Raw genomic sequence first — 24,746 nt, forward strand, 5'->3', positions numbered from 1 at the left:
AATTTGTGCGCGCGCAAAAAAGGAATTAATCTGTTAATACTGAGCGTTTTTAATCAGGTCAATTATGAATGAATCCTTAATGAATAGGAATAATATTTTTTACTGATTAATGAAACTATGTTTATGAAAAGAGTATTTTACTGAATGAAAACTTTATCTCTTTGTTATATGCCTTTTATTTAAAATAATGCCTATTAATTATTCAGTATGGTTCAATAAAGTTATCATGGTAAAAGAAGCTTTTATTAGAACACTTATATAAAGTGAATAGATTTATGCCTGACAAATATGAATGGTGGGAGCCAATTTTGCGTTGGCTACAATATTATCTTCCGCTTATTGGCGGATTTTTTATTGCAACAACGATTGCCTATATTCGTGAACGACGCGAAGGGATGCTTTGGAAACAATCTTTATTGGAAGCGTTGATGTGTGGTTTGCTGAGTGTGGGCACAATCCGGTTTATTGAATGGTGGTTAGCACAAAATGGCAATACCGAGTCTTGGAGCTTATTAGCCGAATTTTGTGGTGTTGTGATCGGTTTTTTAGGAACAAAAAAACTCTATGGCATCTTTGAGATGATCATCCAATTTATTAAAAATCGATTTGGAGTTTAATGATGAATCAATTTTTTCTTAGCCAGCGTAGTGAACAAAACTTACGGGGTGTGCATCCTGATTTAGTCAAAGTGGTGCGCCGAGCGATCAAATTGAGCCGTGTTGATTTCATGGTTATTGAAGGAAAACGCAATGAAGCTCGCCAACGGCAATTAGTGGCTAATGGACAAAGTCAAACGATGAATAGTCGGCACCTAACAGGGCATGCTGTCGACTGCGCTCCATTAATTCACCGTCAAATTCCATGGAATGATTGGTCTAAGTTCGAGCTGGTTGCTCGAGCAATGAAAAAGGCCGCGGCGGAATTAAACGTGGAAATTGAATGGGGAGGTGACTGGGTTAATTTTAAAGACGGACCACATTTTCAATTGTCATACCGCGCTTACCCTCTATGACATCGCTAACCAAGGTATTTACGGCAACCAGCCTGGTCCTAGCTTTTTGGTTGTGGTGGGTAATGCGTGATTATGACAAGTTAAATCGCCAATATATGTCACTGAATCATCAAATGGCAGCGCAACAGGCTTTATTTAATGGGTATTTAAAATTTTCAGCACAACTCAATAAAATTACCAAAAATCATCTTAACCAACGAAATGAGGTGGATCTTAGTTCTGAACAAACCAAAGAAGTTATTAAAAAGAGGCTTTCTGACACTATTTGTGCCACTCATCGTGTGCCTAGTGATGCTACTGTCCAGTTGCACAAACATTCAGAAAGAATACGTTCCACAGCCGCAAATGGCGATCCCAGATTATTTACTCGATGATTGTTTACCCCCGATTATTCCTCTCGAATTAACTTGGGGTGATTCGCTTCTACTGAATGAGACATTATTAACTATTATCGAACAATGTAATTTAGATAAGCAAGCCATCAGAGTGATTGAACAACAACGCCACGCCCTCTTTTTCAAGTAAGTGTTTATTACATCTTTAACTAATTGAATAGCAGATAAAACAACCGACTATCACCGATAGCGCGGAAGATTGTCTATGCCTAATTATTGGGAATTCACATGGAAACAACAATGCTTTCACGGCTCAACCTAGATAAATTGCGCCAAATTATCGTGCTGCTCACACGACTACCGGAAGAACGCGTTCTTGATGGCAGTGTTTATACCGATGTATCGAAATGGGATGACTTTATCACTGTCACGCCATTGGTATCTCATTCTATCGGTACGGAAGTTAAATTCGAAGCAGAAAACAGTAGAGAAGTGGTGACGATGACACGGGAAACCACGGTTTCGATTACCGCACAAGGTAAGCAGGCATTCTTATTGATTGAAGATTTAGCCGCGCAAATGCACACATACCTTGCTTTGCAACAACTTAAAGCCATGGGGGCGGGATTAGTTCACGGATCAGAAATTCAATATTTCCCCGAGGAGGAGCCTGAAGGAAAGCAACAAAGAGCACAGCTCAATTTAACACTATCACATATTCATCGTATCGAATCATCACTGACTTATGGTGAATCGGTCGTTATAACCACGCTAAAGGAACCATTATGAGTTTATCTATTAAAGAGATCATTAATGCACAAATTTTACCCCAAGCGGCAGCCGTACAACGTCGTGATCTAAGTATGATTGCAATTTTTACGTCTGAAATGGGCAATGCGTTTGTTGATGCATCTTCGCGTTATGTATTTGTTTCTAATGAACAAGATGTTGCTAATTTATTTGGTACAAAATCGTCAACCTATAAAGCAGCACAAGCACTGTTTTCTGCACGTCCTAAATTGAAGCGTGCGATGATCGCGCGTTTTGCGAAAGAGAAACAGACAATTGCCGCAACCGCGAATGCGCTAAAAGGCTCAACGATTTCTGTTGGACTGAATGTATTAAAGGCGATTACTGATGGTGCAATGACTTTGAACCTTGCGGGCTCTGATATTTTACTGTCGGCCCTCGACTTTAGTAAAGCTATTGATTTTTCAGACATTGCAAAAGTTATTAATCAAAAGCTACCTAGTGATGCCAACGTACAAGCGGTGTGGGATGCCATCGGTAAGCGCATGATCATTCAATCGAAAACGGCAGGAGTAGATGCAAAAACGCGTTTCGGTTATGTGAAGCCATCCACTAGCGGTACTTATGTGGGTAATTTACTCAAATTGGAAGAAGGCCAAGCTACGCTAACGGTGGGAGCCGCCGCACAAACTGTTAATGCAGAACTACCTTCCGAAGCCTTGCATAAACTACAAAATGTCTATCAAAACTGGTATGGCGTCTATTTCGCAGACTCTCTCACCGATGAACAGCTTGATGATGCTCATGCATGGGTGACCGCGGCTGACTTAAAAGTTATGGCCTATACCGCGACGCGTGATGAGCAGATTGAGTGGAACAACAGTAACATACTGAAAAAGCTGTTTGATAAAAACAGTGGTCGGTTGATGGTGCAATTCAACAAAACGGGAGATAACCATGCCGGTGCTGAGTTGTTGGCGATTGCTGTTTCAACGGTTTGGCAAGGACAGAACACCGCAAAAACTGTCAAATTTAAGCAACAAACGTCGGTACGCTCTGACGATCGCGTGACTCAAGATGCGGCACAAAAATGCCGTCGTTTGGGGATCAATTTTTATACCGATTATGACGGTATCAATATGTTAGCTGAAGGCACGATGCTCGGCGGCACATTTATTGATGAAGTGATGGGGCTGGATGCGTTTATCGATGCGTGCCAAAAACAAGCCTTCACGACCTTACAAGCAAGCCCTACAAAAATTCCTCAAACCGATAAAGGCCAAGCGATGCTAATTGGCTCCTTGATTGTCATTGGCAACGAATTTAAACGCAATGGCTTCTTAGCAGGGGGGATCTGGCGTGGCAGTGATATTGGCGAGGTGACTTTTGGTGACCGCTTAGATGAAGGTTTCTATTTTTATTCGGATAGCTTTGATGTTCAGTCACAAGCGGATCGAGAAGCACGCAAAATGATGCCGATTATGTGTGCAATTAAGCTCGCGGGTGCGGGTCATTCAGCAGATTTATTAATTCAATTCAACCGCTAAGAGGTCACTATGTCTGTTTATAATCACAAAAGTCTTATGGTTAGTATCAATGGTTATGAAATCACAGCCTTTGATGAATCTGCAGATGCGCTATCAATTGCTCCTGTAGGCGATGATGGTGCTTGGACGTTCGGCGCTAATGGGCGTGGGGTTTATGTTTTTAGTGGTAACCAGTCGGGAATATTAACACTGAAGTTACTGCAACACTCTGCAGATAATCATTTTTTATCGAATCTACGTAATCAAATGCTCAGCAGCCAATCTGCTCCCGCGCCGCTTGAATTGTATATCAAGGATACGTGGAACGGTGATGAGATTGTGGGGCATGTTGGCTTTTTCACAACACCGCCGACGCAAACACGTGGGGCTGGCCATAATGCGCAGTCATGGGTGATCCAATTTGAACGTGTGATCACTAAATTGGGTAAAGGAGCCTTTAACTGATGGAAAAAGATAACATCACTTATGAGCATCGTCATAGCAACTTTATCGAAGCGAAAACCCATGCCATGAAGCTATTGGGGATGCTAAAAGGTTGCATTGCAATGAATGGTGAACAGGTTGATATCGATGTGGGGGGCGTACTTGCCAATATTGGCTCCACAGAAATGCAAGGTATCGAAAAATTCATCTTAAAATGGGTGATAGCAAAAGATGCCGATGGCAATGTTATTCAGCTTGATAAAGTGGATGTGTTTAATACCCATTTTAATACTTATCGTTCCCATTATTATCCACTTATTGTTAATGGCCTAGTCTTTCATTTTGCTGATTTTTTGCCCGATGGAGTCGCATCCAAGGTAAATATGCCCAGTTTGGTCAATCTAACGGCATAACAGATGTAGATTGGTTAAAAATGCTGCCCATTATGGAAGGCAAATATACCGGTCATGATCTTAGAACGACAGCAACGCTCGGCGATGTGCTTGATTTTCATGAGGCCTATGTCGAGCGTTTGTTGTCTCAGCGGAGGGCAGAAGATGGGAATCGAACAACTTCTAACCATTATCGGTCTTAATGAAGAGCAAGTGGTTAAACTAAAAGGTGTCGTCACTGCCCTCGGCGCGGCGGCGACTTCAACGGCAACAGTTATTGGCCAATTAGGTGAGAAATTAAGTAATGCGGGTTTAACGATTGATAATTTGAAAGCAGTGGTTTCTGGTCTCGTGACGGCTATTGATTTTATGTCGAATAAATTCTTTAGCTTTATTGGTGGCGCGGTAGCAGGGGCGAGAGAGCTCTCTCAGGAAAAAAGTGTGTTATTTACCATTTCTGAGAAAGAATTACAGCAAGCTGATGAATATCAATCAGTCACGAAGAAAACTAGCTTATCAATAGAGTCAATAAAAACGAAACTCGTACTAGGGCTACTCCCTAACTTAACGGAGGTGATTAATCGCTTTAATGAATGGCTAGATGCGAATAAGACACTGATATCAGAGGGATTAGCTCAGCTGGTCGTGTGGGGGAGTAAAGGCATACAAGCGATAGGGAATGCGGGTCGTGCCATTAATCTCTTAGTCGAAAAAACCATAGGGTGGAAAGCGGCAATCATTGGCGTTATAGCGGTGTTAGCGGCCTTTAAAAAAGCCGCTTTAATAGCCTTTGCCGCGAACCCTGTCATGTGGGTTGCGGCTGCGGTGGCTGGACTGATGGTGCTGCTCGGGGATCTCATGGCTTATCTAGACGGTGGTGAGTCACAATTTAGTGAGTTTTGGGCGCCAGCCATTGAATGGATACAGTCAGTATTAGCTTGGTGGAATACTTTTTATGCTGAAAATAAACTGATTTTCGATGGCATTGCTCAAGCATGGGCGCTCACTATCGATAGTGCTGTGATGATTTTCCGTGGCTTCTTTAAATATATAGGTAATGCCTTAAAGCTACTCTTTGGCTTATTCAGTGGTAATACGGCGATGATGGGGGAAGCATGGGAGGGCATGACCGAGGGATTGAAGGAGATTTGGGCAGGATTTGAACACTACTTTCATGGTTTTGCCACGGCATTTTTAGCATTATGGCAAGTGCTTATCCAAGGGGTTATTCAGGCTTGGGATGTCATTAAAAATGCAGCGAAAATGGCTTTTGAATGGGTATTGAGTGTTGCAAAAACCTTTATTGATGGTTTAAGTACAGTATTTTTTGCGATTATCGATTACCTATTGGCACCATTTCAGTCAGCATTTGATTTGATACAATCGTTATATGAAATATTCACCGACGATTCAACGTCATGGACGGAAAAACTTAATTTAGCATTTGCCGCAATTCAGGAATTCTTAACCGCACCATTTAAAGCGGGATGGGAATTTATTAGAAATCTTTTTGATCTCAGTGATACCGATATTGGCAAGTTTATTCATGATCTTGCGAATACGTTTAATGGGGTGACTGAATTAATTAAAAAGCCTTTCGAGTTGGCATTTAATTGGGTAAACCAAAAGCTTGATGAGTTGACATCGGGTATTATTTCAATATTAAAAGCACTGGGTATTATTGACGATAAATATCAAAGTGAAAAAAAATTAGTACAAATCTCAAATCTTGCTGGCGGCTTAATTAAGCAAAACCTAGCTGATCCCAATTTATCTAATGTCACAACTAGCAATCATAAGAGCATTGTTGTTAACCAAGGGGATGTTAATGTGAAACAAGATATTCATACCATGGATAGCCGACAAGCGGGTGTATTGGCGGTAGAGGGGATCAATCAATATGTTAATGAGATTGCATACCATTCCTTAAAGAGTGCGAATGCTGATTAACCCGCCGTTTTAAAGAATGAGTTGGGTTCAATTCAACTGATAAGGTCACTTAATGTGGCCTTTTTTATTTAGGCAATAGATTATGGATATTACAAGCGGAATATTTACTGGTCGAGCGTCTGTTATTACAAGAACGATTGGTCAGTTTGAACTTGATTGTACGATCCGCGAGACTCATACCTCTGCATTAAGGATCACAAAAAACCCCGTTGAATCGGGGGCTGATATTGCTGATCACGCATTTCTTGAGCCGAAATCACTGAGTATTACGGGAACGGTAGTGGGCTATGAACCTGCGAAATATTTTAATGATTTTTTAGGGTTCGATACCGAGGCTATGGGGGAATACCCTCTGCCGTTAGAAATATCGTCATCAATACGGCAAGCGGAAGCGATGCTGGGGCAATATATAACGATAGGACGGGTGTTAGCCAATAAAGTGCAGAAGGTGATTGCACCTTGGTATCCGGATGTATTGAAACCTTTTGCTGATAGTTCGCAGACATTAGATCGTGCTGGTCGTGCTTATGAATCATTATTGGCAATACAAAAAATGGGGGAGCCGATTGATGTACAAACAGGACTTCGTTTGTACAAGAATATGATGTTAACCAGTATTGGCGCGACACAGGATAAGCCTGGGGCGGTTGAATTTAGTTTAAATTTAGAGGAAGTGTTTATTGTCGAGAGTCAGACGGCAAAAGGATTACACCCTGATTTAAAACAACAACCTCAAAAAAGTAATATGGGAAGAACTCAGCCTGAGGCCAAATCTGCCCATACTTTCCGTGAAACATTAGGGGGACGTTCATGATTTATGAAATACCCGTATCTCACGAGCCGATCCAAGAGCAATTATTTACCTTATTTGGTAAGGCCTTAAAGCTAACTTTGTACTACAACAAAATTTCAAAAAATTGGCAGTTTGATTTATTCGACACCAATGAGAATAAAGTTATTACACAAATGCAGGGATTAGCTGTTAATGCTCCTTCATTAATAGAGAAAAATCTCCCCTTTATTTTGACGTTAAGTGATAAATCACGTTTTGGTATTAATTCAATATCACAAAGTGAATTAGGTGAAAGGCTTTTGCTCTATATTGTTGATAAAGGATTTTGGTATGAAACAATTAGGCAGACAACTTAAGCTTGTTATTGGTAATGATGATGAATCTTTCGAAATAACACAATTACGCGTCACGTTTGATATCAAAAAAACATTAACACCAGAGCCTAACCCTGCTGTTATCCGTATTTACAACCTTAATGCGTCACATCGAAACTTATTAACCAGCAAGGTATTTAATCGGGCAGCACTTTCGGTTGGTTATGAAGAGCTGCAACTAATTTATGCAGGGGATATTATTGAGGTTAAGGTAACTGAAAGTGCGGAAGATATTATTTGTGAATTAATTTGTGGCGATGGATTTAAGGCTTATACCTGTACGTTAGTTAATAAAACATTATCTTCGGGTAATCGCGATCGTGATATTTTAACAGAAAATGCGCAGGCGATGGATATTGATATTGGCGTTATAGAGTTGCCAAATGATCGTCAACTTCCGCGTGCAAAAGTGATGTTTGGTGATGCAAGGGAATTACTGCATAAAATCGCGAAAAATAACCAGTCAGATTGGTCTATTCAGGATGGGCAACTCATGTTATTGCCAAAACAAAAGGTGATAACGGATAACGAAAGTTTTGTTTTATCGCAAGAAACGGGGCTAATTGGTAAACCCGAAAAAAGTGAAGATGGCTTGACGATAACCTGTTTATGTCATCCTACATTAAAAATTGGTGCCCTCATTCGGCTTCAATCCATTACATCTGAATTTAATGGTGACTATAAAATTACGCAGCTAAGTCATACGGGCGATTTTATGGAGAGGGATTGGTATAGCAGGCTCGTTTGTGTTGATGGTACGTTTGATAAGGTGAAACAATGAAACAGCCAACACTTCTTGATGTGATGAATCAATACGCTCAGAACCAGCGCTACGATATTCATACTGCGTTGCCCGGTAAATTACTGTCTTGCAATGGGCATAGTGCGACGGTTGAATTAATGATCAGCCATGTCACTAAAGAGGGAAAAGTGATTGCGTTGCCGCCGTTAGTCGATGTTCCGGTTGGATTTTATCGGGGAGGTGGTTTCTGTGTCACAGTGCCTGTACGTGAGGGGGATGAGGGGCTGGTGATTTTTGCCGAGCGTTGCATTGACGGCTGGTATGTTTCCGGTAAACAGTCGCAACCGCTTGATCACCGTTTTCATGACCTATCCGATGCCTTCTTTTTACCTCAAGGCAGTAGTCAACCCAATAAAATTCCTAATTATTCGAGTGATTCACTATCGCTACAAACGGATGATGGCTCAACGTTTATTCGTATGCAGTCGGGAAAGATCATGATTAAAGGCGATATTGAACACCAAGGTAATTATCAGTTAACAGGTAATGCGTTGATTAAAGGTAACCATTCAGTGAATGGTAATAGTGAATCATCCGGCGGCACACTTAAACATAATGGCAAAAATATTGGCGATACCCACACGCACAGCGGAGTGCAAACGGGAGGAGGCAATACAGGAGGTCCTAACTAATGAAAGTACGTCGGCTTGATGATAACCATGATTGGTGTTTTGGGCGAGGGAGAGCAGATTACAACATTCGCTCGGAAGCTATCGCACAATCGGTGCTAACTCGCCTATTGTCATTGAAACAGGATTGGTTTCTTAATCGCGAACATGGCATTAAATGGTTCGATTATTTACGCAAAAACCCTAATTTGATAGCGATGGAGGCTGAAATAAAAGCGAGTGTATTAAATACGCAAGGGGTTGAGCAAATTACCGAATTTGATATTCAACTCAATCCTGATACAAGGTTGATGGCGATATCAGTCACTTATATTGATATTTACGGCCATAAAAAAGAGGTAATGACAGATGCTCCAAATTACTGAAACGGGCATAGTGATTGATAAGCTGACTGACGTTCACCAACGCTTAACGGAAGGGTTTAAACGTATCTATGGGGATGACATTAATCTGGATGCGGATAGCCCTGACGGCCAAATGATCGGCCTATTTTCTCAAGAGATAGATAATATTAATCAAGCAATTGCCCTGATAGCGCAGATGCTTGACCCCTATAAGGCCATTGGATCATGGCTAGAACAACGCGCAATGTATGCCGGCATTGTTCGCCGAGGGGCCGATTACAGTTATCTCAATGAGGTGGTGATCACAGGTAAACAGGGCGTTACCGTACATAAAGGAAGCTTATTGTCTGATGATAATCGCACCAAGTGGGTCACATTGGCGGATGTCACGTTAGGGAGTAACGGCTCCGCAAGAGTGGATCTACGAAGTCAGGAGCTTGGCGCTTTTTCGTTGCCAGCAAATCGCCCCTTAACCATGGACACGGTGACCATTGGGGTTGATAGCATCACAACCACAAAAGCGGCAAAAGAGGGCGCTTTTGAGGAAACGGATGGCAATTTGTTATTACGTTTTATGCGTTCGCATGCCATCAATAATCATGATGATTATCAAGGACTAGAAGGCGCTCTGCTTGATTTACCGGATGTAAAACAAGCTAAGGTCTACGAAAACTACACCAATCAAACGGATGAAAAAGGCATTCCACCGCACACATTAAATGCCGTTGTTATTGGTGGCCATGATAATGATATTGGGCGAACGATTTTAAGTAAGAAAGTGGGCGGGTGTGGGGTATTTGGGCGTATCAGTAATACACAAACGTATGCTGGCGCACCGCGAACCGTCTATTTTGATCGCGCCGCTTTGGTGAATGTTAAAGTCAAATTACTACTTGAACGAGTGGGAGGCTTCCATGATATCGATACCGATGCCATTAAAGCCGCGTTAGCCGCCACTGAATTTGATATTGGTGAATCGGTTTATGCGATGCGTTTAACTTGCCAAGTAAATGCAGTACAAGGCTTTTACATTAAATCAATTACCGTAAATGGGCGCGATGCTGTTTCAATAGGGGTTCGCCAATGCGCACAAATCAGGCCAGAAGATGTGGAGGTGCTGATTGAGTAAACCACGCGAAGACTTTTTGATTTGGCAGTACCGAGGAAAACCTAAAGCCCGACAAACCGTCGGGCTTTTGCTTTCTGAAACAAAGCAACTCTTTGAATCGGTCATTACGTTATCGACCATTTTAAATATCGACACTGCTACGGGGTATGGACTCGATTTAATCGGCAAACATGTCGGTCTTCATCGGGTCATGAAGTCATTGGTGCCGAAAGACTATTTTGGCTTTCGGGGGATTGAAGGCGCGCTAGGCTTCAATATTGGGGCCTTTTATCGTTATGGTGATTCACTCAAAGGATCATCGGTATTGGGTGATGATGATTACCGCTTTTTTATCAAAGCCAAGATCATTAAAAATTACCAAAAACCCGATATCGCCAATATTACCTATTCCTTACGTCACTTATTGGGGGAGCAAGCCTTTATTATCGACAATTATGATATGTCGATGAATGTGGTTATCCCTGCCAATTATTTAACACCGTTTCGGATCCATGCCATCAAAGATCTCGATATTTTATCGAGGCCTATAGGGGTTAATTATCAATATCTCGTTATTACCGATGCACACCCATTTGGTTGGGTGGGGGATCAATCGGCATTTGGTTTTAACGATGGAAAATTCACGAGGTTAATGAATGTCAGTCATTAAAAAGCCAGACTTAAAAATATTCGCGCAAGATGCGAAAACGGGGGAAATTGAAACATTCCCAGATGTATTGCGTGGGTGGGGGATTACTTTAGACAGAACTGCTGGCAAGCCGCCATTGGAATGGTTTAACGCCATAGGTAAGCGTGTTGATGAGTGGTTGATGTACTTGACGCAGCGTGGTGTCGCGGAGTGGGATGCGGCGCTATCTTACCCAAAAACGGCCATCGTTCAGTGGAATGGGGTTATCTATGTTTCCAATAAAGAAACGAAAGGGGAACAACCGGATAAATCGCAAGCTGCATGGTCTACGCTGGGTGTGTTTTTGGGGTTGGGTAATTATTACACTAAAACAGATACGGACACTAAATTTCAACTTAAAGGTAATTATGCACTAAAAGGGGAAAGCTACACTAAAGTTGAATCGGATACTCGATTCCAACCTAAAGGTAATTACCTCCCGTCAGGCTACAGCTACTCAAAATCAGAGTCTGATACTAAGTATCAACCAAAGGGGAATTATGCCCCAGCGGGAGACTATGCGACAAATACGGCGCTGAAGAGTGGGCTAGATGGGAAGTTGAATACAAATTATCCTGCGGCTATAGGGGATTTAAAGCTAACTAAGTCATCTGAATATGTCGGTGTAGAGTTGAGAAAAAACTCAATGGAAAGAGTTGTGATTGAAACGCTCGAAGACTCCTCTTTTGGGGCGCTCAATATCATTTATCGAGATAAGGATGCCAAAAACGTTTCAGTTGTAACAATTCCCAAGCGTTCAGGTACGGCAATGCTTGTGGGTGATTATGGCGTTGGAGTTAGCTTGCCTCAATCTATTGAAAATAACACAGCAACAACGCTGGGTTGTGGTTTTTACGCAATCCCTGGTAATGCTGGTAATCCGTGGGGAAATAACGGTTCGGCACATATTATTAATGTCCGAGACGGAAATTATGGGTTTCAAATTGGCAGGACAACAGGGAATAAAAACTTGTCGTTTAGAATCTTATCAGCAAATGTGTTTTCACCACCTTCAGTACTATACTCGACGGGCAATACAACAAAAGACCACAATGGAAATTTAAAAGTTTCCGGTTCATCTGAATTAAGTGATTGTCCTGTCGGTGCTCCTATTCCTTGGCCTCAGGCCACGGCCCCTAGCGGATATTTAATCTGCAATGGTCAGGCATTTAATAAAACGACTTACCCTTTGCTTACTAAAGCCTACCCATCTGGAAAATTACCTGATCTACGTGGTGAATTTATCCGAGGTCTTGATGCTGGTCGGAATATTGATAATGGGCGAGTAGTTTTATCATTCCAGCGTTGTGCCACAGAACATCACAAACATATTTCAGGATGGGGGGAAGCAAGTAATGCGAATGCAATATTTGGTAAGACTGTTAAAAACGGATACGTAGGTTCAGCTAGTACCGATCGTGATAACTACTTATTTTATACAAATGATGGTTCAGAGTTCCAAGGCAGTAATCCAAATTCTACAGGAATTATGGCAAATGAAACTCGCCCCCGTAACATTGCATTTTTATATATCGTGAGAGCAGCATAATGAAAAACTACAATTTAGAAATTGAACAAGCAGAAATCGGTCAAAATGGTTTAGCAACAAAAGCCGGTTGGATTAAAACGTATATTGCAGACCCGACCACTCGTGAATATCTCAATGCAAATATGGAATATATTTACTTTGATGTCAGCGTGTCCGCGGGAGCTTATACCGATGCACCTGAACTACCAACCAAAACAGGTTTTGCTGTTGTGCGTAGTGAAGATGGTTCAAAATGGGAAATTGTGACAGATAACCGAGGGAAAACGGCTTACAGCACAGAAACCCGCCAACCGATTGAAGTCGATTTTATCGGCGATTTACCTGAAACACTCACACTTTTAGAGCCAAAAACGGAATTCGATGCATGGAACGGTAAAAAATGGGTCACTGACACAGAAGCCCAAAAAGCCGCATTAATCGCGCAGGCTGAACAGGAGAAATCACAACGACTGGATGAAGCAAATAATATGCTGACTTATCTGCAAGACTCCATCGATACAGGACTGGCAACCGATGAAGAAGCCGCAGCGCTGCAAGCGTGGAAAAAATACCGCGTTTTACTAAATCGTGTTGATACTTCTTTAGCACCTAATATTGAGTGGCCGGAAAAACCGTAATTTTTACTTATCCATAGCCGCTTTATGAAAAGCGGCTATTTTAAAATGCATCGGCTATTCTATTTCATAAAAAGCCTTATTATGTCCTTTTAGTCACATTGAGAGAAGCAGCTTTATTCCTAATATAGGCATTCCGATAAATTATTTTTTATTTATGCGGAGTGTAATGACATGGTAGTGAAAGCCACTGATAAGCCCTTTAAACAAGAATAAACTGGACTTTTTATCAAATACACACTAAATATTTTTATATGTCCACCATACTAGTATTACGCGTATCATTTTCCAGTGATTACCAATTAACAGAGTATTGCTAGTTATTCAATTCATAAAATGGCTGATATATTAATTGATTAGCTGGCTTATTTTATAAATATAGCCTTTCTGCATCATTAGGCCAGTCATCATATAGATGGTCAGTATAAAGTAAAAAGCATTCTGTGATGGCCCTATTAAGTACCTTATGGTGCACAATATCCCCTTCCGTTGAACGAACTTCCCAAATATTGCTTTTATAAAGTTTTGTGACTGTCATTGAACAACCGCCCATCACACTCATCGCTTCTTGAGTATCGTTAATAAGATCAAATAGCTCCCCCATTGAGTCGTAAACCTTCATTGTATCGATATGATAATAGTATTCAGAACCGTTACGTCGAAATCCGCAAGTCACATTAATTTGAAAACTAGTGTAATGGCTATATTTATTGGTTAATTGCTCAAAATCATCCTGATAAAGGTCTTTATTGTTATTTATTTGGGCATTGTGTTGCGCTGCTCGGATATAAGGAGCCTCATCGAACTCAAGTAATGTTGCAGATATCTCTAGGGTTGAGTTCACAATAAAAGCGTATAAAACTGTACCGTAATATTTGCCTTGAGCTGTTTGTACCGTTGCATTTTCTTCTATTTGAAAAGCTTGTTTAGGGTCAAAAGATGCTTTATCGGGGAAAACAGCGCCTATACTTTCTGTTATTTTTATGAGCTGAGCGCCTGTAAGTTGTATCGATGCCCTTAAAGGATCCTTTAAAAAAATACGTATATTGATTATAAAGTTAAGAAGTGATCAGCGATACGTATCACCGTATTTATTCTCCACTGAAAAATAGTGTATTGCGGTAGGAAATAAGTAAATCATCAGATAATTCCTGAAAATATTTCTAATGATATTCAAAAATAATTATCGGCTAATAAAGTTAGGCCTAGTTATTGCTATATCACTTTGAGATTGCTAGAGTCATTTCGCTTAAGCATTTTTATATAAAAGGATATTTTATGGCAAACCGCTCTTACCTTTACAGTATATCTAATCAACCAAGCTCTTATTATGACCGACCAGATATTGCGAATGGACTTTCTGAATGGTCATATGCAATACCAATGACCTATCGTATATTGATGTCTGGAAACCCAAAATTATGTGAGTCACTGCTATATCATGGGTACGATCATGAAGAAGAAGGGGAAAAAACACCTTTTTATGCGTTGACAAGTGATTTTGATATCGGGTTTGCAAGATTAAAGAAATTTTTTACCTCAATTGAACCGTTATTTTTAGAAAATGGTTATGATGCGAGTAAAGAAATCAAAGAAGCCCTTGAATTTTTAGAGCAGCATAAACAGCCATTTTTGCTATTAGAAACGATTGAATTAGATATGATGCTGACGGAAGGAGCGGATAATTTACGTCAAGCAGTTGAAGATGAAATACAAAGATGTTTACTGGTGGGGCGGGGCATTGATGCAATACCAGATGATAAAGAAACGGCAATTGAGGTAATTAAATGGGCAGCATCTGACCCAGAAAATTTATTTTCTGCTATCAATTTTAATAGCGAATGTGACTATGTTGATGCAGGTTATCCGATGGGCTTATCTTATTGGGAATCTAGCCTATATTATAGGATCTTGAATAAAAAAGAGTTCGAAGAAGAGTCATAATACTATTGAAATATCATGCTATTGGGGGATTAATATAGATATTTTCGATACAATCCCCCTATTATCTGCGATTAACGCCGCGTAGCACAGTGTTTTTTTATGCTTAACGAAAGATAATTGATAGTGAGTTAACTTTACGATAAAGAGAGCAAATAGGCTCACTCAAATAGCGTTATTGCCTTTGTTTCAATTTCCGATAGATGAATGGGCTATATAAAACGATAGCTAGAATGATATAGCCTAATACCCATTTGAGTTGAAACCCATGAAAATATAGGCCAATAAAAGCAATGAGTAATATTGTAATTCTAATACCGAAAAGTTGAAAAAGATTTAACAAGAGTTCAATACAAAAAGCAAAAAACCTAGCGACGGCCTCGAAAAGAGCATCCATATTTTATCCCTATTCTCCACTGTTTTTATTGGCACTCATGGTACAGCATTAAGTTAAATTATCGTAGTGATAAATTGACACAAAATAATTTATCGGAAAAATGCCAATACCCATAACCTATTATCGGCACTTCTCCTGCGCTGACTTTCTCGCCTTGGTCTTGTATCTATTATTCCCCTTTAATCAGGCGTATCGCTAAATCAGGGCTAAAAACCCCTGCTTTAGGGCCGCCATGGCAATTAGCTGTTGGAGAAAAGTCGCCATCTGATTCCCCCGGTGGCTTTATCCAAGCGGTTTTAACGGTTGCTGAAATATCTTTTGGGCCTTCACCTATCTTACGGCCAAGTGGATTGCACCATTGATTTGGCAATGCTGGTGCACCATGACCATTGCGTGAGGTATCAATAATCATATTGGATTTTATCCCTATCAGCGCCATTAAAAATCGATTAATGTCTTCACCATATTTTATAGTGGGCTCGGTCGCATAGTAATTAGAAATATTGAGTGAAAAACCTGAGGCATCTTTTATTCCCGCTGCAATGAGTTGTTCTGCCATTGTTTTTGCGGGTTGCCACTTCATATTGCCAGCATCAAGGTATACATGCGCATTAGGACTTTTTATTTTAAATTGAGTCACAGCATATTTGAGTAAATCTGTTCTATCTTTGCGCTGCAATGGCGTTAGGCAACTCATATCCGCTAAGGCGTCAGGCTCTAAAATAATGGTAAGCTCAGTGTTTGAAATTGCTTTTGTTAATTGATTAATCCATGTTCGATATTTTTGGCTATTAGTAGTGTTGCTGGCGGAGGCTTGGCCTGAGCAATCGCGGTTAGGTAGAGCGTATAACACAAACATAAGCTGAGTTTTTTGCTTATCAGCTTGTGAAATATAACTTGTTATTTGCTGGGCTAATTCAGTCTCATTTTCATGGATTTTAGAAAGCCAAATAGCCGTAGGCACAGACGCTATTTTAGCCCGAATAGCCAGTGCTCTGGGATCGCTCTTGTTTTTTTCTACCCACAATGCGGCAGACGAGGTGGGATCAACGAAATACTCAGTTGCCATTAGGTTTCCGGTATAGCAAGCTGTAATTAAGCTTAAGAAAAGTATTTTATACATAAAATCGACTCCGGATTTAATAAGAAAAAATGGCTATTAATTATTAATATTGGTAAATAGCTTAAATTAATTTCTGCCACAGTTAAAACGATATAAATAGATCGCTATTTAACGTGCCATACTAAACCGGATTGAATAATTCAAATTAACAGCGATATGTTAATAAAACAGTAAGTTAGAAAACAAATAATAGAATATATTTATATTATAATTTGAATAAGCTGATTTTTTAACATGCCTAGTCAGTAAAGTAAATATACTTACTCGCTGTTATTAAAAATTGTGTTGTTTATCACGGTTTTACATTAATAATCTAAGATGAAATTTAATCAATATATTAATAAGATCTCAATCGATGTTAGATTATAATTTTTAGGAAATAGATAAAAACACACCGAGTCGTTGCTCGGTGTGTGGAAAGGGATTGTGGATTATCAACCGTTAAAAGGTTTGCTCATACTCACGTGCTTTTTCTTCATCATAATTATGTTCCCACTTGGCAATTACCAAGGCTGCGAGGGCATTACCGACAACGTTTAGTGCAGTTCGAGCCATATCGAGAATACGGTCAACCCCAGCAATAAAGGCTAAGCCCTCCAGTGGAATACCGACACTGCCTAAAGTGGCTAAGAGAACGACGAAGGAGACACCAGGTACGCCTGCAATACCTTTAGAGGTGATCATTAAGGTAAATACAAGGATAAGCTCCTGACCAATAGACAGTTCAATTCCATAGAGCTGAGCAATAAAGATGGCGGCAATACTTTGGTAGAGTGTTGAGCCATCGAGGTTAAATGAGTAGCCAATTGGTATAACGAAACTGGTTACTGATTTAGGTGCACCGTATTTTTCCATTTTATCCATGATACGTGGAAGCACGGTTTCAGAGCTTGCGGTGGAGTAGGCTAAAAGTAGCTCGTCTTTTAAAATTTTCATTAAGGTGAAAATATTAATTTTGCAATAACGAGCGACAATGCCAAGTACCACAATGGCAAAGAACAAAATTGCACAGTGAACCAGAATCACTAATTTTAGTAGTGGTACTAAAGAGGTAAAACCAAAGTTGGCGACAGTCACGGAGATCAGTGCAAAAACCCCGATAGGGGCATACAACATGATCATATTAGTGACGCGGAACATGGTTTCAGAAAAGGTTTGCAAAACGTCTAATAATGGTTGCTTCTTCTCTTTAGGTAATGAGGAGAGGCCCAAACCAAACAGGACGGCAAAGAAAATGACGGGTAGCATTTCCCCACTGGCCATAGAGGCAAAAATATTGCTCGGCACCATGGTTAAAATGGTATTGATAATACCCGAAGGGTGGCTTTCAACTTCTTGGGTGGTTTTTTCATATTGGGAGATATCAACTTGTGTCAACTGTGACATGTCAATACCAACACCAGGTTGGAAGATATTGGCGAAGCTTATCCCGACAACGATTGCAATAGTGGTGATAATTTCAAAATAGAGGATGGTTTTAAACCCGAGTGACCCAAGTTGTTTCGTATTTCCTACCCCCGCGATACCGACAATTAATGTTGAAATTACAATCGGAACAACGATCATTTTAATTAATTGTATAAATATTTTACCCGCGGGTGATAGAACATTAACGATTAACCAATCTTTATATTCTACGCTTTCATGCAAAAAAGCGCCTACGATAACACCTAAAATCAGTGCGACTAAAATTTGCCATCCTAGGCCAAATTTAAATGGTTTTTTTGTCGAAATGTGGTTTGAAGTCATAATGAAATCTCAAATATATTAATAATTTTTATGTTTGTACTTTTTCTATCGCAATTTTTATAGCGAATATTCGTTAAAACTACAACTGTTAGATCGTAAATATTGAGTTGTTTAGTCGATTAATTGAGCATGGCAATCATTATTTATCGTTGATTTGTATTAAATTGTAATAATTCTTTTCATAATTGATTTGCCACGGTGGAGTAAGAATGGGCTTGGTAGTTAAATGCTTAACCATCAATATTAATTAATTGTTTTCGTGGTGTAACTAAAATGTTAAATGCTGAGTGAGGATCATTCTAAATAAAACGAATGAATAGATTGTTTCTATTTATCTATTTAATGGATAAGGAAAATAAGTTATAGGCAGAAAAAGGCAATTATAAAAAACTAATTTTTTAAAATAATGTAAAATCTAAGTCAAGGAATTGTGTGATAGAGGCACTTGATCAACAGGGGAGGATGGAGTACCTATTGTATGAGAAAGAAACATAATAGATTATTGATTGAGCTTTGATTAGCCCTGATATGGGTTGACAACTTTTCGGGTGCTGTTTAGAACTTCATTGGGCATTTAGCACCACTGAGATTATGTGTATTTTATTCATTGGGAAATTTTAAGATTAATTGGTGATGGTACTTGGTATGTTTAATCGAATTAACATTTTTATCTTCTCGATAGTATTACTTCCACTAATAGGCATAGCTAATGGGCATGTTAACGACAATTCTAGGACAAATAATGTTTCATCAACTGCAAGTTCAGGGTTATCTCCCGAAGAAGTTGTTGTGAATTTTTATGAAGGCTATTTCAAAAATATAAATGAAGAAAGTCTAGTGGAGAACTATGTAACCCCTGAATTAGCATTAAAATTATACTATTCGTCAATATGTCACTATGATTCGGATGTAGATGAAAAAGAGTTGGAAAAAATTTGTAAAAAAGAACAAGAGTGCAGAAAAAATAGAGGGAATATTGTTTGTAACTGGGATGGAACTTGGATTGAGACAGATGTTAATTATTTTATAAAATCTCAGGATAATTATCCCTCTTGGGAAAAAAGTATAAAGATATTGAAAATTAAGCAAACTGATGCTTACTCAAAAATAAGTTTAATTTTAGGTGACGGCACTGAGCCAAAATTAAATTTACAGATTATCTTAGTTAAACAAGGAAATAACTGGAAAATAAATCGAGTTACGAAAGTTTAAAGAAAAGAAAGGAGAAGTTATACATGGAAAAACAAAAGCAATCTAGAAATAAAAATAAATCATGATATGGAAGAAATAATATATACATTAAAGCCAAGTGAGGGTAGTATGGTACTCTTATCGGTATATGAGACGGGCTATTAATAAAATGAATTATAAATTGTCAATTTTATTTTTATTCAGCAGTATGACATTTGCAATGGATAACAATATCTTAAGTGCTGGCTTCTTATCCTATTTTCCTAATGAAATCATACTGTATTCAACTGAAAGTAATTTAAACAACAAAACGGCCACGGTTTGTATAAATAATGAATGCAATAATAAAGTCAAGTGTTACCATATGAATGGGCGTGACTTTCAAAAGACTGAAAAAGGTAATGATGGATATAACTCGATAAATAGCGATTTATTACTTAAATATAGTTACAAAAAAGAATTGCATGATAACAATAATGGCCTGTTTTTTGCTTTTATTTATGACGAAAACAATAAGATGAATATTCATTTTACAGCCCAAGATGCATCAAATTTCACTGTAAGTTACAGTCATCACACTTTAAATCTTGCGACTTGTTTAAGTACTGAAGGGCTTTATTTTTATGATAAAATAAACTTTAAAGCTCTTAAACTATATTACTCTCTCGGTTATGGCGTTGAAAGTAACTGTCCTGAATACTTATATTCAGAACAATAAAATAAGACGCTGAATATCCAAATTTTACTTCGTCCTAGTAAGGTATCTATACGAGCAAAAAGTAAAAGCAGCAAGCGATATCTCATTAGCGTTATAGATAAAATTAATTTATCTTCTTTTATGCTGCTTGATGTAGCTAAAATTATGTACAAGAGGAAATACAGATTAAAAGTCAATTTAACTTGTTATTTTAGGTGCATGAGATGGTGAGCCCTCTAATTTAGATAAGTTTTTCTTTAAATCGCAAAAAATAGATTAATGCCTCTTACCAGAAAGAATTAGCACTGAGTTATTGAAATCTTGCTCCTATTTACCAATATAGTTGATGACAGAAAAGCAGGGGATCCTATTTGCGTAAACAGGCTCTGAATTCCTCAGGATTGACCAGTACTGGATTGATGGCTTTCACACTTTATTAATAAAGAGAATTAATAGCCGGCTTGTTTTCGTTTAAAGGCGGCGAGCAAGGTTCGCTCTGATAAATCTAAATAACGGCTCAATGTGTCAGCCGCTTCAAGGTTACGCCCGGCGTCTAATAACTCTAATATCGATTGGTTTTTATCGATATAAGGGGCATATAGAATCTTAGGATCATTAAGATGACCAAAAGCTAGCCGTAACTCAGCGGCGATATTACGGTAAAGCTTAATTAGCCTTTCGCTATCAGACAACTCAACAATGGCAGTGTGAAATTTCATATTGGCTGTTCCCACACCAATCCAATTTTCCATCTTTTCTTGTTCGCGAGCTTCGTTGACGGCTTGCTTCATTTTCTGTACGGCAGGATGCATGGCATAGGCTTGCTTCAATGCATCACATTCAATTAATCGGCGTACTTGGTAAATGTCGATGATAGCCGCCATATCGGGTACTGAAACAAATACGCCCTTATTTGGTGCATAAGTAAGTAACCCTTCTTGTGTCAAAACACGAAATACTTCGCGCAGAGTATTACGAGAAATATCTAATTCTTCACTAAGAGCGGCTTCCGACAAACGTTGGCCTGGCGTAAGTTCCCCAACCGTGATTTTGTAGCGGATCGTTTCGGCGATAGTAACAGCTAAGGTCTGAACAACAGGTTGTTTAGTCATATCAATAGGTTTTAGGTATGAGCCAATGAGGAACAGTGTAAGAGTTTATCTTCACATATTCCCTAGTCGGCTTCAAGGCTCCTTTTGGTGCATGCTCAGCACAAATCCATCGTTTCTTGCACTCATATGGTGCATTTCGCCGTAATTAGCATTCAAAAAATGTTAATTATTTATGTGTTTTGTTAAAAAAGTGATCGGTCTTTGATTTTTAAATCGCAAACCACGATTTTGATTGCTTGTTAATTCGCCATTCACTATTAATTGTTCAACAATATATTAAAGATAGATTAACAATAATATGTATTGGTAGAACAATGGCATGATTATTGCCTTTATAACTAACACAACATCGATAACGACAAAAACAATCCGAAAGGAGTATGCACATGGCAGCTCAAGAAAGTACCAGCACAGCAGAGTTCATAAAAAATAGGCGTACCTCATTGATTGGGGCAATATTTTTAATGGCGACATCTGCAATAGGGCCAGGTTTTATTACTCAAACAGCAACGTTTACTGTTACCTTAGGAGCCGCGTTTGCTTTTGGGATCTTGGCATCCATTATTATTGACTTTGTGGTGCAACAGAATATTTGGCGAGTGGTTACTCTAACCAAAATGCATTCATCGGATATCGCTAATGCCACCATCCCCGGAAGTGGCTATCTGCTTGCAGTATTGGTGATTTTTGGTGGTTTGATTTTTAATATCGGTAATATTGCAGGGGCTGGATTAGGGTTAAATGCCCTTGTTGGGTTAGACCCCAAATGGGGCGGGCTGCTCAGTGCCTTGTTAGCGATATATATCTTCTCTTCCCGTAAAGCGAGTACCTTCATTGACCGCGTGATCATTTTGTTAGGCCTAGTCATGATCGGTTTAACGCTGTTTGTGGCCTTTGCTTCCAATCCACCCGTTGGTGAAGCATTACGCCAAAGCGTGCTACCAGATACCGTTGATTTTGCGATGATTACTACCATTGTTGGCGGTACGGTAGGGGGCTATATCTGCTATGCCGGTGCCCATCGTTTACTAGATAAAGGGGCTGTTGGAGTTGAAAACATCCATGTTGTTTCAAGCGCTGCAACTAAAGGGATCTTAGTTGTCGGATTAATGCGCTATATTTTATTTCTTGCCATTCTTGGTGTGGTGGCAAGTGGCGTGACAATTGATATATCAGGCCAAGCTGCTAACCCTGCCTCTCAAGCTTTCCAAGCGGCAGCTGGGAATTTTGGCTTACGCATTTTCGGGTTGATTTTATGGGCGGCTGCATTAACGAGTGTTATCGGTGCTGCTTATACCTCCATGAGTTTCATTACCGCGTTTAAAAAATCCATCACAGAAAGGCAACGTAATATTGCCACCATCTTATTTATCGCAATATCGCTGGCGGTCTACTTAATGATGGGAACCGCACCTGCCGCATTATTAGTTTTTGCTGGTGGGTTTAATGGTCTGATCTTACCGATTGGTTTAACCATCTTTGTTTATATCGGGTGGAAACGTGCCGATTTGATGTCCGGCTATCACTATCCACGTTGGTTGTTATGGTCCGGTATCATTGTCTGTGCATTAACATGGTATATGGGGGCTATGTCGGTTGAAGCAATTTTTAACTACTTGAAATAGAGGTCAAATAGAACAATGAAAAAAATCATCGATTTAAACAGTGATCTCGGGGAAAGCTTTGGTCAATGGAAAATGGGCAATGATACAGCCATGCTGAAAATTGTCAGTAGTGCAAATATCGCCTGTGGCTTTCATGCAGGCTCGCCAGAAGGTATTTTGCGAACATTAAAAGCGGCGAAATTGAACCATGTTACGGTAGGGGCACATGTAGGCTATCCAGACTTAGTGGGCTTTGGGCGGCGCAATATGGATATCGCCTCGGATGAACTGAGCGCTGATGTTATTTATCAAATAGGTGCACTTAAAGGGCTTGCAACTGCGGTTGGTTGCCAAATCAGCTATGTTAAGCCTCATGGGGCACTGTATAACACCATCGCCCATGATAAGCGTCAAGCAATGGCTGTTATTGAGGCGATATGCGCTATCGATTCACAGTTAGTTTTGGTTGCACTTGCAGGCTCTCCACTGATTGGATGGGCCAAAGAGCGAGGGCTAACCGTTATTGCAGAGGCATTTGCGGATAGGGCTTATCACTCTAATGGTGCTTTGGTTTCCCGTCGGGAAGCCGGTTCGGTATTACATGATCCTGAGCAAGTTGCACAGCGCATGCTGCAATTAGTGAATGAAGGGGGAGTAATATCAATTGAAGGGGATTTTACGCCGATCGAAGCGGGCTCTATTTGTGTTCATGGTGATAGCCCTGGGGCATTAGCGATGGCGCAAAATGTGCGTGAGTTATTACAACAGCATGGTGTTGAAATCAGAGCTTTTTCGGGAGGGGCCCTATGACAAGTTTATTTAAGGCGTCAGAAAAAGCGATTATGGCAGCAAGAGCCGCAAGAGAAGCTATTCGACAAGGTTTTGATAAACCGACGGCGGGCTTGGCTGCTGGATTGACTCAAGCCAATATGATTGCGTTGCCCCGAGATTGGGCCTTTGATTTTTTATTGTATGCACAACGCAATCCGAAAAGCTGCCCTGTACTGGATGTATGCGAAGCGGGGAGTTGGCAAACCATTTTGGCTGAAGGGGCCGATTTGCGAACGGATATCCCTCGTTATCGCGTTTGGCAACAGGGGAAACTGGTGGATGAGATCACGGATGCCAGCAAGATTTATCATCAACACACTGACTTAGTGACTTTTTTAATCGGTTGCAGCTTTACTTTTGAAACTTCATTGATAGAAGCGGGTATTGATGTACGGCATATCACGGATAAAACCAATGTGCCAATGTATAAAACCAATCGGTTATGCCGTCCAGCAGGGCGATTACATGGAGAGCTCGTGGTTTCAATGCGGCCTATCGCTGCGGATCGTGTAGCGGATGCGGTCAGTATTACAGGGCGTTTTCCATCGGTTCATGGAACCCCTGTTCATATTGGCGCCCCTGAACAATTAGGGATTGTCGATATTATGCAACCTGATTTTGGCGATCCAGTTCGCATTGAAGAGGGAGAAATACCTGTGTTTTGGGCTTGCGGTGTAACGCCACAAGCAGCCGTGATGAAATCAGGCGTCCCATTTGCCTTAAGCCATGCGCCGGGGCATATGTTTATAACGGATATTCCTGATGCAGCCTATCATGTATAAGGGGGTTTA

28 protein-coding genes are annotated in these 24,746 nt (G+C 40.0%); 24 read left to right on the forward strand and 4 right to left on the reverse strand.

Features of this window, described 5'->3' with window-relative positions:
• Window positions 1-275 precede the first annotated feature (275 nt).
• The 18 genes from PR709_RS00810 (at window position 276) to PR709_RS00890 (ending at window position 13,313) form a co-directional block, all read left to right on the forward strand.
• The gene (locus tag PR709_RS00810) at window positions 276-617 is read left to right on the forward strand and encodes a phage holin family protein (RefSeq protein WP_004921026.1); all 342 of its coding nucleotides are present in this window, start codon (window positions 276-278) and stop codon (window positions 615-617) included.
• The gene (locus PR709_RS00815; RefSeq protein WP_004921025.1) at window positions 617-1,012 is read left to right on the forward strand and encodes a M15 family metallopeptidase; all 396 of its coding nucleotides are present in this window, start codon (window positions 617-619) and stop codon (window positions 1,010-1,012) included. The genes PR709_RS00810 and PR709_RS00815 overlap by 1 nt, the downstream gene beginning before the upstream one ends.
• 62 nt (window positions 1,013-1,074) lie before the next feature.
• Complete coding sequence (locus tag PR709_RS00820; protein WP_114143460.1) at window positions 1,075-1,386, forward strand: hypothetical protein; 312 nt, start codon at window positions 1,075-1,077, stop codon at window positions 1,384-1,386.
• Window positions 1,358-1,537, forward strand: a complete 180-nt coding sequence (gene lysC, locus PR709_RS19530) for an Rz1-like lysis system protein LysC (RefSeq protein WP_004921021.1) — start codon at window positions 1,358-1,360, stop codon at window positions 1,535-1,537. The genes PR709_RS00820 and lysC overlap by 29 nt, the downstream gene beginning before the upstream one ends.
• A gap of 98 nt (window positions 1,538-1,635) precedes the next feature.
• A complete protein-coding gene (locus PR709_RS00825) occupies window positions 1,636-2,136 on the forward strand; it encodes a phage neck terminator protein (protein WP_004921019.1) in 501 nt (166 codons plus the stop codon).
• A complete protein-coding gene (locus PR709_RS00830; RefSeq protein ID WP_004921017.1) occupies window positions 2,133-3,644 on the forward strand; it encodes a DUF3383 domain-containing protein in 1,512 nt (503 codons plus the stop codon). The genes PR709_RS00825 and PR709_RS00830 overlap by 4 nt, the downstream gene beginning before the upstream one ends.
• Before the next feature lie 9 nt (window positions 3,645-3,653).
• Complete coding sequence (locus tag PR709_RS00835; protein ID WP_004921015.1) at window positions 3,654-4,088, forward strand: phage protein; 435 nt, start codon at window positions 3,654-3,656, stop codon at window positions 4,086-4,088.
• Window positions 4,088-4,480, forward strand: a complete 393-nt coding sequence (locus tag PR709_RS00840; protein ID WP_004921014.1) for a phage tail assembly chaperone — start codon at window positions 4,088-4,090, stop codon at window positions 4,478-4,480. The genes PR709_RS00835 and PR709_RS00840 overlap by 1 nt, the downstream gene beginning before the upstream one ends.
• Window positions 4,481-4,624: 144 nt before the next feature.
• Window positions 4,625-6,409: a hypothetical protein gene (locus PR709_RS00845; RefSeq protein WP_004921012.1), complete on the forward strand. Its 1,785-nt coding sequence runs from the start codon at window positions 4,625-4,627 to the stop codon at window positions 6,407-6,409.
• An 82-nt stretch (window positions 6,410-6,491) separates the two neighbouring features.
• On the forward strand, window positions 6,492-7,223 hold the full coding sequence (locus PR709_RS00850) for a phage baseplate protein (protein WP_004921010.1): 732 nt from the start codon (window positions 6,492-6,494) through the stop codon (window positions 7,221-7,223).
• Entirely contained in the window at window positions 7,220-7,558 is a 339-nt protein-coding gene (locus PR709_RS00855) for a phage baseplate plug family protein (RefSeq protein ID WP_004921008.1), read from the forward strand. Before PR709_RS00850 ends, PR709_RS00855 begins: the two co-directional genes overlap by 4 nt.
• Entirely contained in the window at window positions 7,533-8,357 is an 825-nt protein-coding gene (locus PR709_RS00860) for a phage protein (protein WP_004921005.1), read from the forward strand. Before PR709_RS00855 ends, PR709_RS00860 begins: the two co-directional genes overlap by 26 nt.
• Complete coding sequence (locus PR709_RS00865) at window positions 8,354-9,010, forward strand: Gp138 family membrane-puncturing spike protein (RefSeq protein WP_004920997.1); 657 nt, start codon at window positions 8,354-8,356, stop codon at window positions 9,008-9,010. Before PR709_RS00860 ends, PR709_RS00865 begins: the two co-directional genes overlap by 4 nt.
• Window positions 9,010-9,372, forward strand: coding sequence for a hypothetical protein (locus tag PR709_RS00870; protein ID WP_004920995.1), 363 nt, complete (start codon window positions 9,010-9,012; stop codon window positions 9,370-9,372). Before PR709_RS00865 ends, PR709_RS00870 begins: the two co-directional genes overlap by 1 nt.
• Window positions 9,356-10,480, forward strand: a complete 1,125-nt coding sequence (locus tag PR709_RS00875) for a baseplate J/gp47 family protein (RefSeq protein WP_004920993.1) — start codon at window positions 9,356-9,358, stop codon at window positions 10,478-10,480. Before PR709_RS00870 ends, PR709_RS00875 begins: the two co-directional genes overlap by 17 nt.
• Window positions 10,473-11,129, forward strand: a complete 657-nt coding sequence (locus PR709_RS00880) for a DUF2612 domain-containing protein (RefSeq protein WP_004920991.1) — start codon at window positions 10,473-10,475, stop codon at window positions 11,127-11,129. The genes PR709_RS00875 and PR709_RS00880 overlap by 8 nt, the downstream gene beginning before the upstream one ends.
• Window positions 11,116-12,696: a tail fiber protein gene (locus PR709_RS00885; protein ID WP_004920989.1), complete on the forward strand. Its 1,581-nt coding sequence runs from the start codon at window positions 11,116-11,118 to the stop codon at window positions 12,694-12,696. The genes PR709_RS00880 and PR709_RS00885 overlap by 14 nt, the downstream gene beginning before the upstream one ends.
• Complete coding sequence (locus PR709_RS00890) at window positions 12,696-13,313, forward strand: tail fiber assembly protein (RefSeq protein WP_004920987.1); 618 nt, start codon at window positions 12,696-12,698, stop codon at window positions 13,311-13,313. Before PR709_RS00885 ends, PR709_RS00890 begins: the two co-directional genes overlap by 1 nt.
• Before the next feature lie 367 nt (window positions 13,314-13,680).
• Here PR709_RS00890 and PR709_RS00895 read toward each other — a convergent pair whose 3' ends face one another.
• Window positions 13,681-14,154, reverse strand: a complete 474-nt coding sequence (locus PR709_RS00895) for a hypothetical protein (RefSeq protein WP_004920986.1) — start codon at window positions 14,152-14,154, stop codon at window positions 13,681-13,683.
• Window positions 14,155-14,588: 434 nt separating this feature from the next.
• On the opposite strand from PR709_RS00895, the gene PR709_RS00900 reads away from it, so the two are divergent.
• Window positions 14,589-15,254, forward strand: a complete 666-nt coding sequence (locus tag PR709_RS00900; protein WP_014656221.1) for a DUF7822 domain-containing protein — start codon at window positions 14,589-14,591, stop codon at window positions 15,252-15,254.
• Window positions 15,255-15,817: 563 nt separating this feature from the next.
• On the opposite strand, the gene PR709_RS00905 is transcribed toward PR709_RS00900, so the two are convergent.
• Together PR709_RS00905 and gltP are read right to left on the reverse strand one after the other, a co-directional pair.
• On the reverse strand, window positions 15,818-16,771 hold the full coding sequence (locus tag PR709_RS00905) for a glycoside hydrolase family 6 protein (RefSeq protein WP_004920978.1): 954 nt from the start codon (window positions 16,769-16,771) through the stop codon (window positions 15,818-15,820).
• Window positions 16,772-17,212: 441 nt separating this feature from the next.
• The gene (gene gltP / locus PR709_RS00910; protein WP_004920976.1) at window positions 17,213-18,520 is read right to left on the reverse strand and encodes a glutamate/aspartate:proton symporter GltP; all 1,308 of its coding nucleotides are present in this window, start codon (window positions 18,518-18,520) and stop codon (window positions 17,213-17,215) included.
• 633 nt (window positions 18,521-19,153) lie between these two features.
• On the opposite strand from gltP, the gene PR709_RS00915 reads away from it, so the two are divergent.
• Both PR709_RS00915 and PR709_RS00920 read left to right on the forward strand, forming a co-directional pair.
• Window positions 19,154-19,732: a DUF3828 domain-containing protein gene (locus PR709_RS00915; RefSeq protein ID WP_004920974.1), complete on the forward strand. Its 579-nt coding sequence runs from the start codon at window positions 19,154-19,156 to the stop codon at window positions 19,730-19,732.
• Window positions 19,733-20,075: 343 nt separating this feature from the next.
• On the forward strand, window positions 20,076-20,429 hold the full coding sequence (locus PR709_RS00920) for a hypothetical protein (RefSeq protein WP_272570687.1): 354 nt from the start codon (window positions 20,076-20,078) through the stop codon (window positions 20,427-20,429).
• A 428-nt stretch (window positions 20,430-20,857) separates the two neighbouring features.
• Here the strand turns inward: PR709_RS00920 and PR709_RS00925 are convergent, their stop codons facing one another.
• Complete coding sequence (locus PR709_RS00925; RefSeq protein ID WP_004920968.1) at window positions 20,858-21,520, reverse strand: GntR family transcriptional regulator; 663 nt, start codon at window positions 21,518-21,520, stop codon at window positions 20,858-20,860.
• Between the two features lie 386 nt (window positions 21,521-21,906).
• Here PR709_RS00925 and PR709_RS00930 point away from each other — a divergent pair, with 386 nt between their 5' ends.
• The 3 genes from PR709_RS00930 to PR709_RS00940 are packed head-to-tail and all read left to right on the forward strand — an operon-like array spanning window position 21,907 to window position 24,737.
• Window positions 21,907-23,145 carry an NRAMP family divalent metal transporter gene (locus tag PR709_RS00930; RefSeq protein ID WP_014656216.1) on the forward strand — a complete coding sequence of 413 codons (1,239 nt, stop codon included), beginning with the start codon at window positions 21,907-21,909 and terminating at the stop codon, window positions 23,143-23,145.
• A gap of 15 nt (window positions 23,146-23,160) precedes the next feature.
• On the forward strand, window positions 23,161-23,934 hold the full coding sequence (locus PR709_RS00935) for a LamB/YcsF family protein (RefSeq protein ID WP_004920963.1): 774 nt from the start codon (window positions 23,161-23,163) through the stop codon (window positions 23,932-23,934).
• Window positions 23,931-24,737, forward strand: coding sequence for a putative hydro-lyase (locus tag PR709_RS00940; protein WP_004920961.1), 807 nt, complete (start codon window positions 23,931-23,933; stop codon window positions 24,735-24,737). Before PR709_RS00935 ends, PR709_RS00940 begins: the two co-directional genes overlap by 4 nt.
• Window positions 24,738-24,746 lie beyond the last annotated feature (9 nt).

Source organism: Providencia sp. PROV267, assembly GCF_028477825.1.
In the GTDB taxonomy this organism is placed as follows: domain Bacteria; phylum Pseudomonadota; class Gammaproteobacteria; order Enterobacterales; family Enterobacteriaceae; genus Providencia; species Providencia stuartii.

What these genes read in the sequence shown, in the direction of transcription:
- PR709_RS00810 (WP_004921026.1), top strand. Translation starts at nt 276, where the DNA reads ATGCCTGACAAATATGAATGGTGGGAGCCAATTTTGCGTTGGCTACAA.
- PR709_RS00815 (WP_004921025.1), top strand. Translation starts at nt 617, where the DNA reads ATGATGAATCAATTTTTTCTTAGCCAGCGTAGTGAACAAAACTTACGG.
- PR709_RS00820 (WP_114143460.1), top strand. Translation starts at nt 1,075, where the DNA reads ATGCGTGATTATGACAAGTTAAATCGCCAATATATGTCACTGAATCAT.
- lysC (WP_004921021.1), top strand. Translation starts at nt 1,358, where the DNA reads ATGGCGATCCCAGATTATTTACTCGATGATTGTTTACCCCCGATTATT.
- PR709_RS00825 (WP_004921019.1), top strand. Translation starts at nt 1,636, where the DNA reads ATGGAAACAACAATGCTTTCACGGCTCAACCTAGATAAATTGCGCCAA.
- PR709_RS00830 (WP_004921017.1), top strand. Translation starts at nt 2,133, where the DNA reads ATGAGTTTATCTATTAAAGAGATCATTAATGCACAAATTTTACCCCAA.
- PR709_RS00835 (WP_004921015.1), top strand. Translation starts at nt 3,654, where the DNA reads ATGTCTGTTTATAATCACAAAAGTCTTATGGTTAGTATCAATGGTTAT.
- PR709_RS00840 (WP_004921014.1), top strand. Translation starts at nt 4,088, where the DNA reads ATGGAAAAAGATAACATCACTTATGAGCATCGTCATAGCAACTTTATC.
- PR709_RS00845 (WP_004921012.1), top strand. Translation starts at nt 4,625, where the DNA reads ATGGGAATCGAACAACTTCTAACCATTATCGGTCTTAATGAAGAGCAA.
- PR709_RS00850 (WP_004921010.1), top strand. Translation starts at nt 6,492, where the DNA reads ATGGATATTACAAGCGGAATATTTACTGGTCGAGCGTCTGTTATTACA.
- PR709_RS00855 (WP_004921008.1), top strand. Translation starts at nt 7,220, where the DNA reads ATGATTTATGAAATACCCGTATCTCACGAGCCGATCCAAGAGCAATTA.
- PR709_RS00860 (WP_004921005.1), top strand. Translation starts at nt 7,533, where the DNA reads ATGAAACAATTAGGCAGACAACTTAAGCTTGTTATTGGTAATGATGAT.
- PR709_RS00865 (WP_004920997.1), top strand. Translation starts at nt 8,354, where the DNA reads ATGAAACAGCCAACACTTCTTGATGTGATGAATCAATACGCTCAGAAC.
- PR709_RS00870 (WP_004920995.1), top strand. Translation starts at nt 9,010, where the DNA reads ATGAAAGTACGTCGGCTTGATGATAACCATGATTGGTGTTTTGGGCGA.
- PR709_RS00875 (WP_004920993.1), top strand. Translation starts at nt 9,356, where the DNA reads ATGCTCCAAATTACTGAAACGGGCATAGTGATTGATAAGCTGACTGAC.
- PR709_RS00885 (WP_004920989.1), top strand. Translation starts at nt 11,116, where the DNA reads ATGTCAGTCATTAAAAAGCCAGACTTAAAAATATTCGCGCAAGATGCG.
- PR709_RS00890 (WP_004920987.1), top strand. Translation starts at nt 12,696, where the DNA reads ATGAAAAACTACAATTTAGAAATTGAACAAGCAGAAATCGGTCAAAAT.
- PR709_RS00900 (WP_014656221.1), top strand. Translation starts at nt 14,589, where the DNA reads ATGGCAAACCGCTCTTACCTTTACAGTATATCTAATCAACCAAGCTCT.
- PR709_RS00905 (WP_004920978.1), bottom strand. Translation starts at nt 16,771, where the DNA reads ATGTATAAAATACTTTTCTTAAGCTTAATTACAGCTTGCTATACCGGA.
- gltP (WP_004920976.1), bottom strand. Translation starts at nt 18,520, where the DNA reads ATGACTTCAAACCACATTTCGACAAAAAAACCATTTAAATTTGGCCTA.
- PR709_RS00915 (WP_004920974.1), top strand. Translation starts at nt 19,154, where the DNA reads ATGGTACTTGGTATGTTTAATCGAATTAACATTTTTATCTTCTCGATA.
- PR709_RS00920 (WP_272570687.1), top strand. Translation starts at nt 20,076, where the DNA reads ATGAATGGGCGTGACTTTCAAAAGACTGAAAAAGGTAATGATGGATAT.
- PR709_RS00925 (WP_004920968.1), bottom strand. Translation starts at nt 21,520, where the DNA reads ATGACTAAACAACCTGTTGTTCAGACCTTAGCTGTTACTATCGCCGAA.
- PR709_RS00930 (WP_014656216.1), top strand. Translation starts at nt 21,907, where the DNA reads ATGGCAGCTCAAGAAAGTACCAGCACAGCAGAGTTCATAAAAAATAGG.
- PR709_RS00935 (WP_004920963.1), top strand. Translation starts at nt 23,161, where the DNA reads ATGAAAAAAATCATCGATTTAAACAGTGATCTCGGGGAAAGCTTTGGT.
- PR709_RS00940 (WP_004920961.1), top strand. Translation starts at nt 23,931, where the DNA reads ATGACAAGTTTATTTAAGGCGTCAGAAAAAGCGATTATGGCAGCAAGA.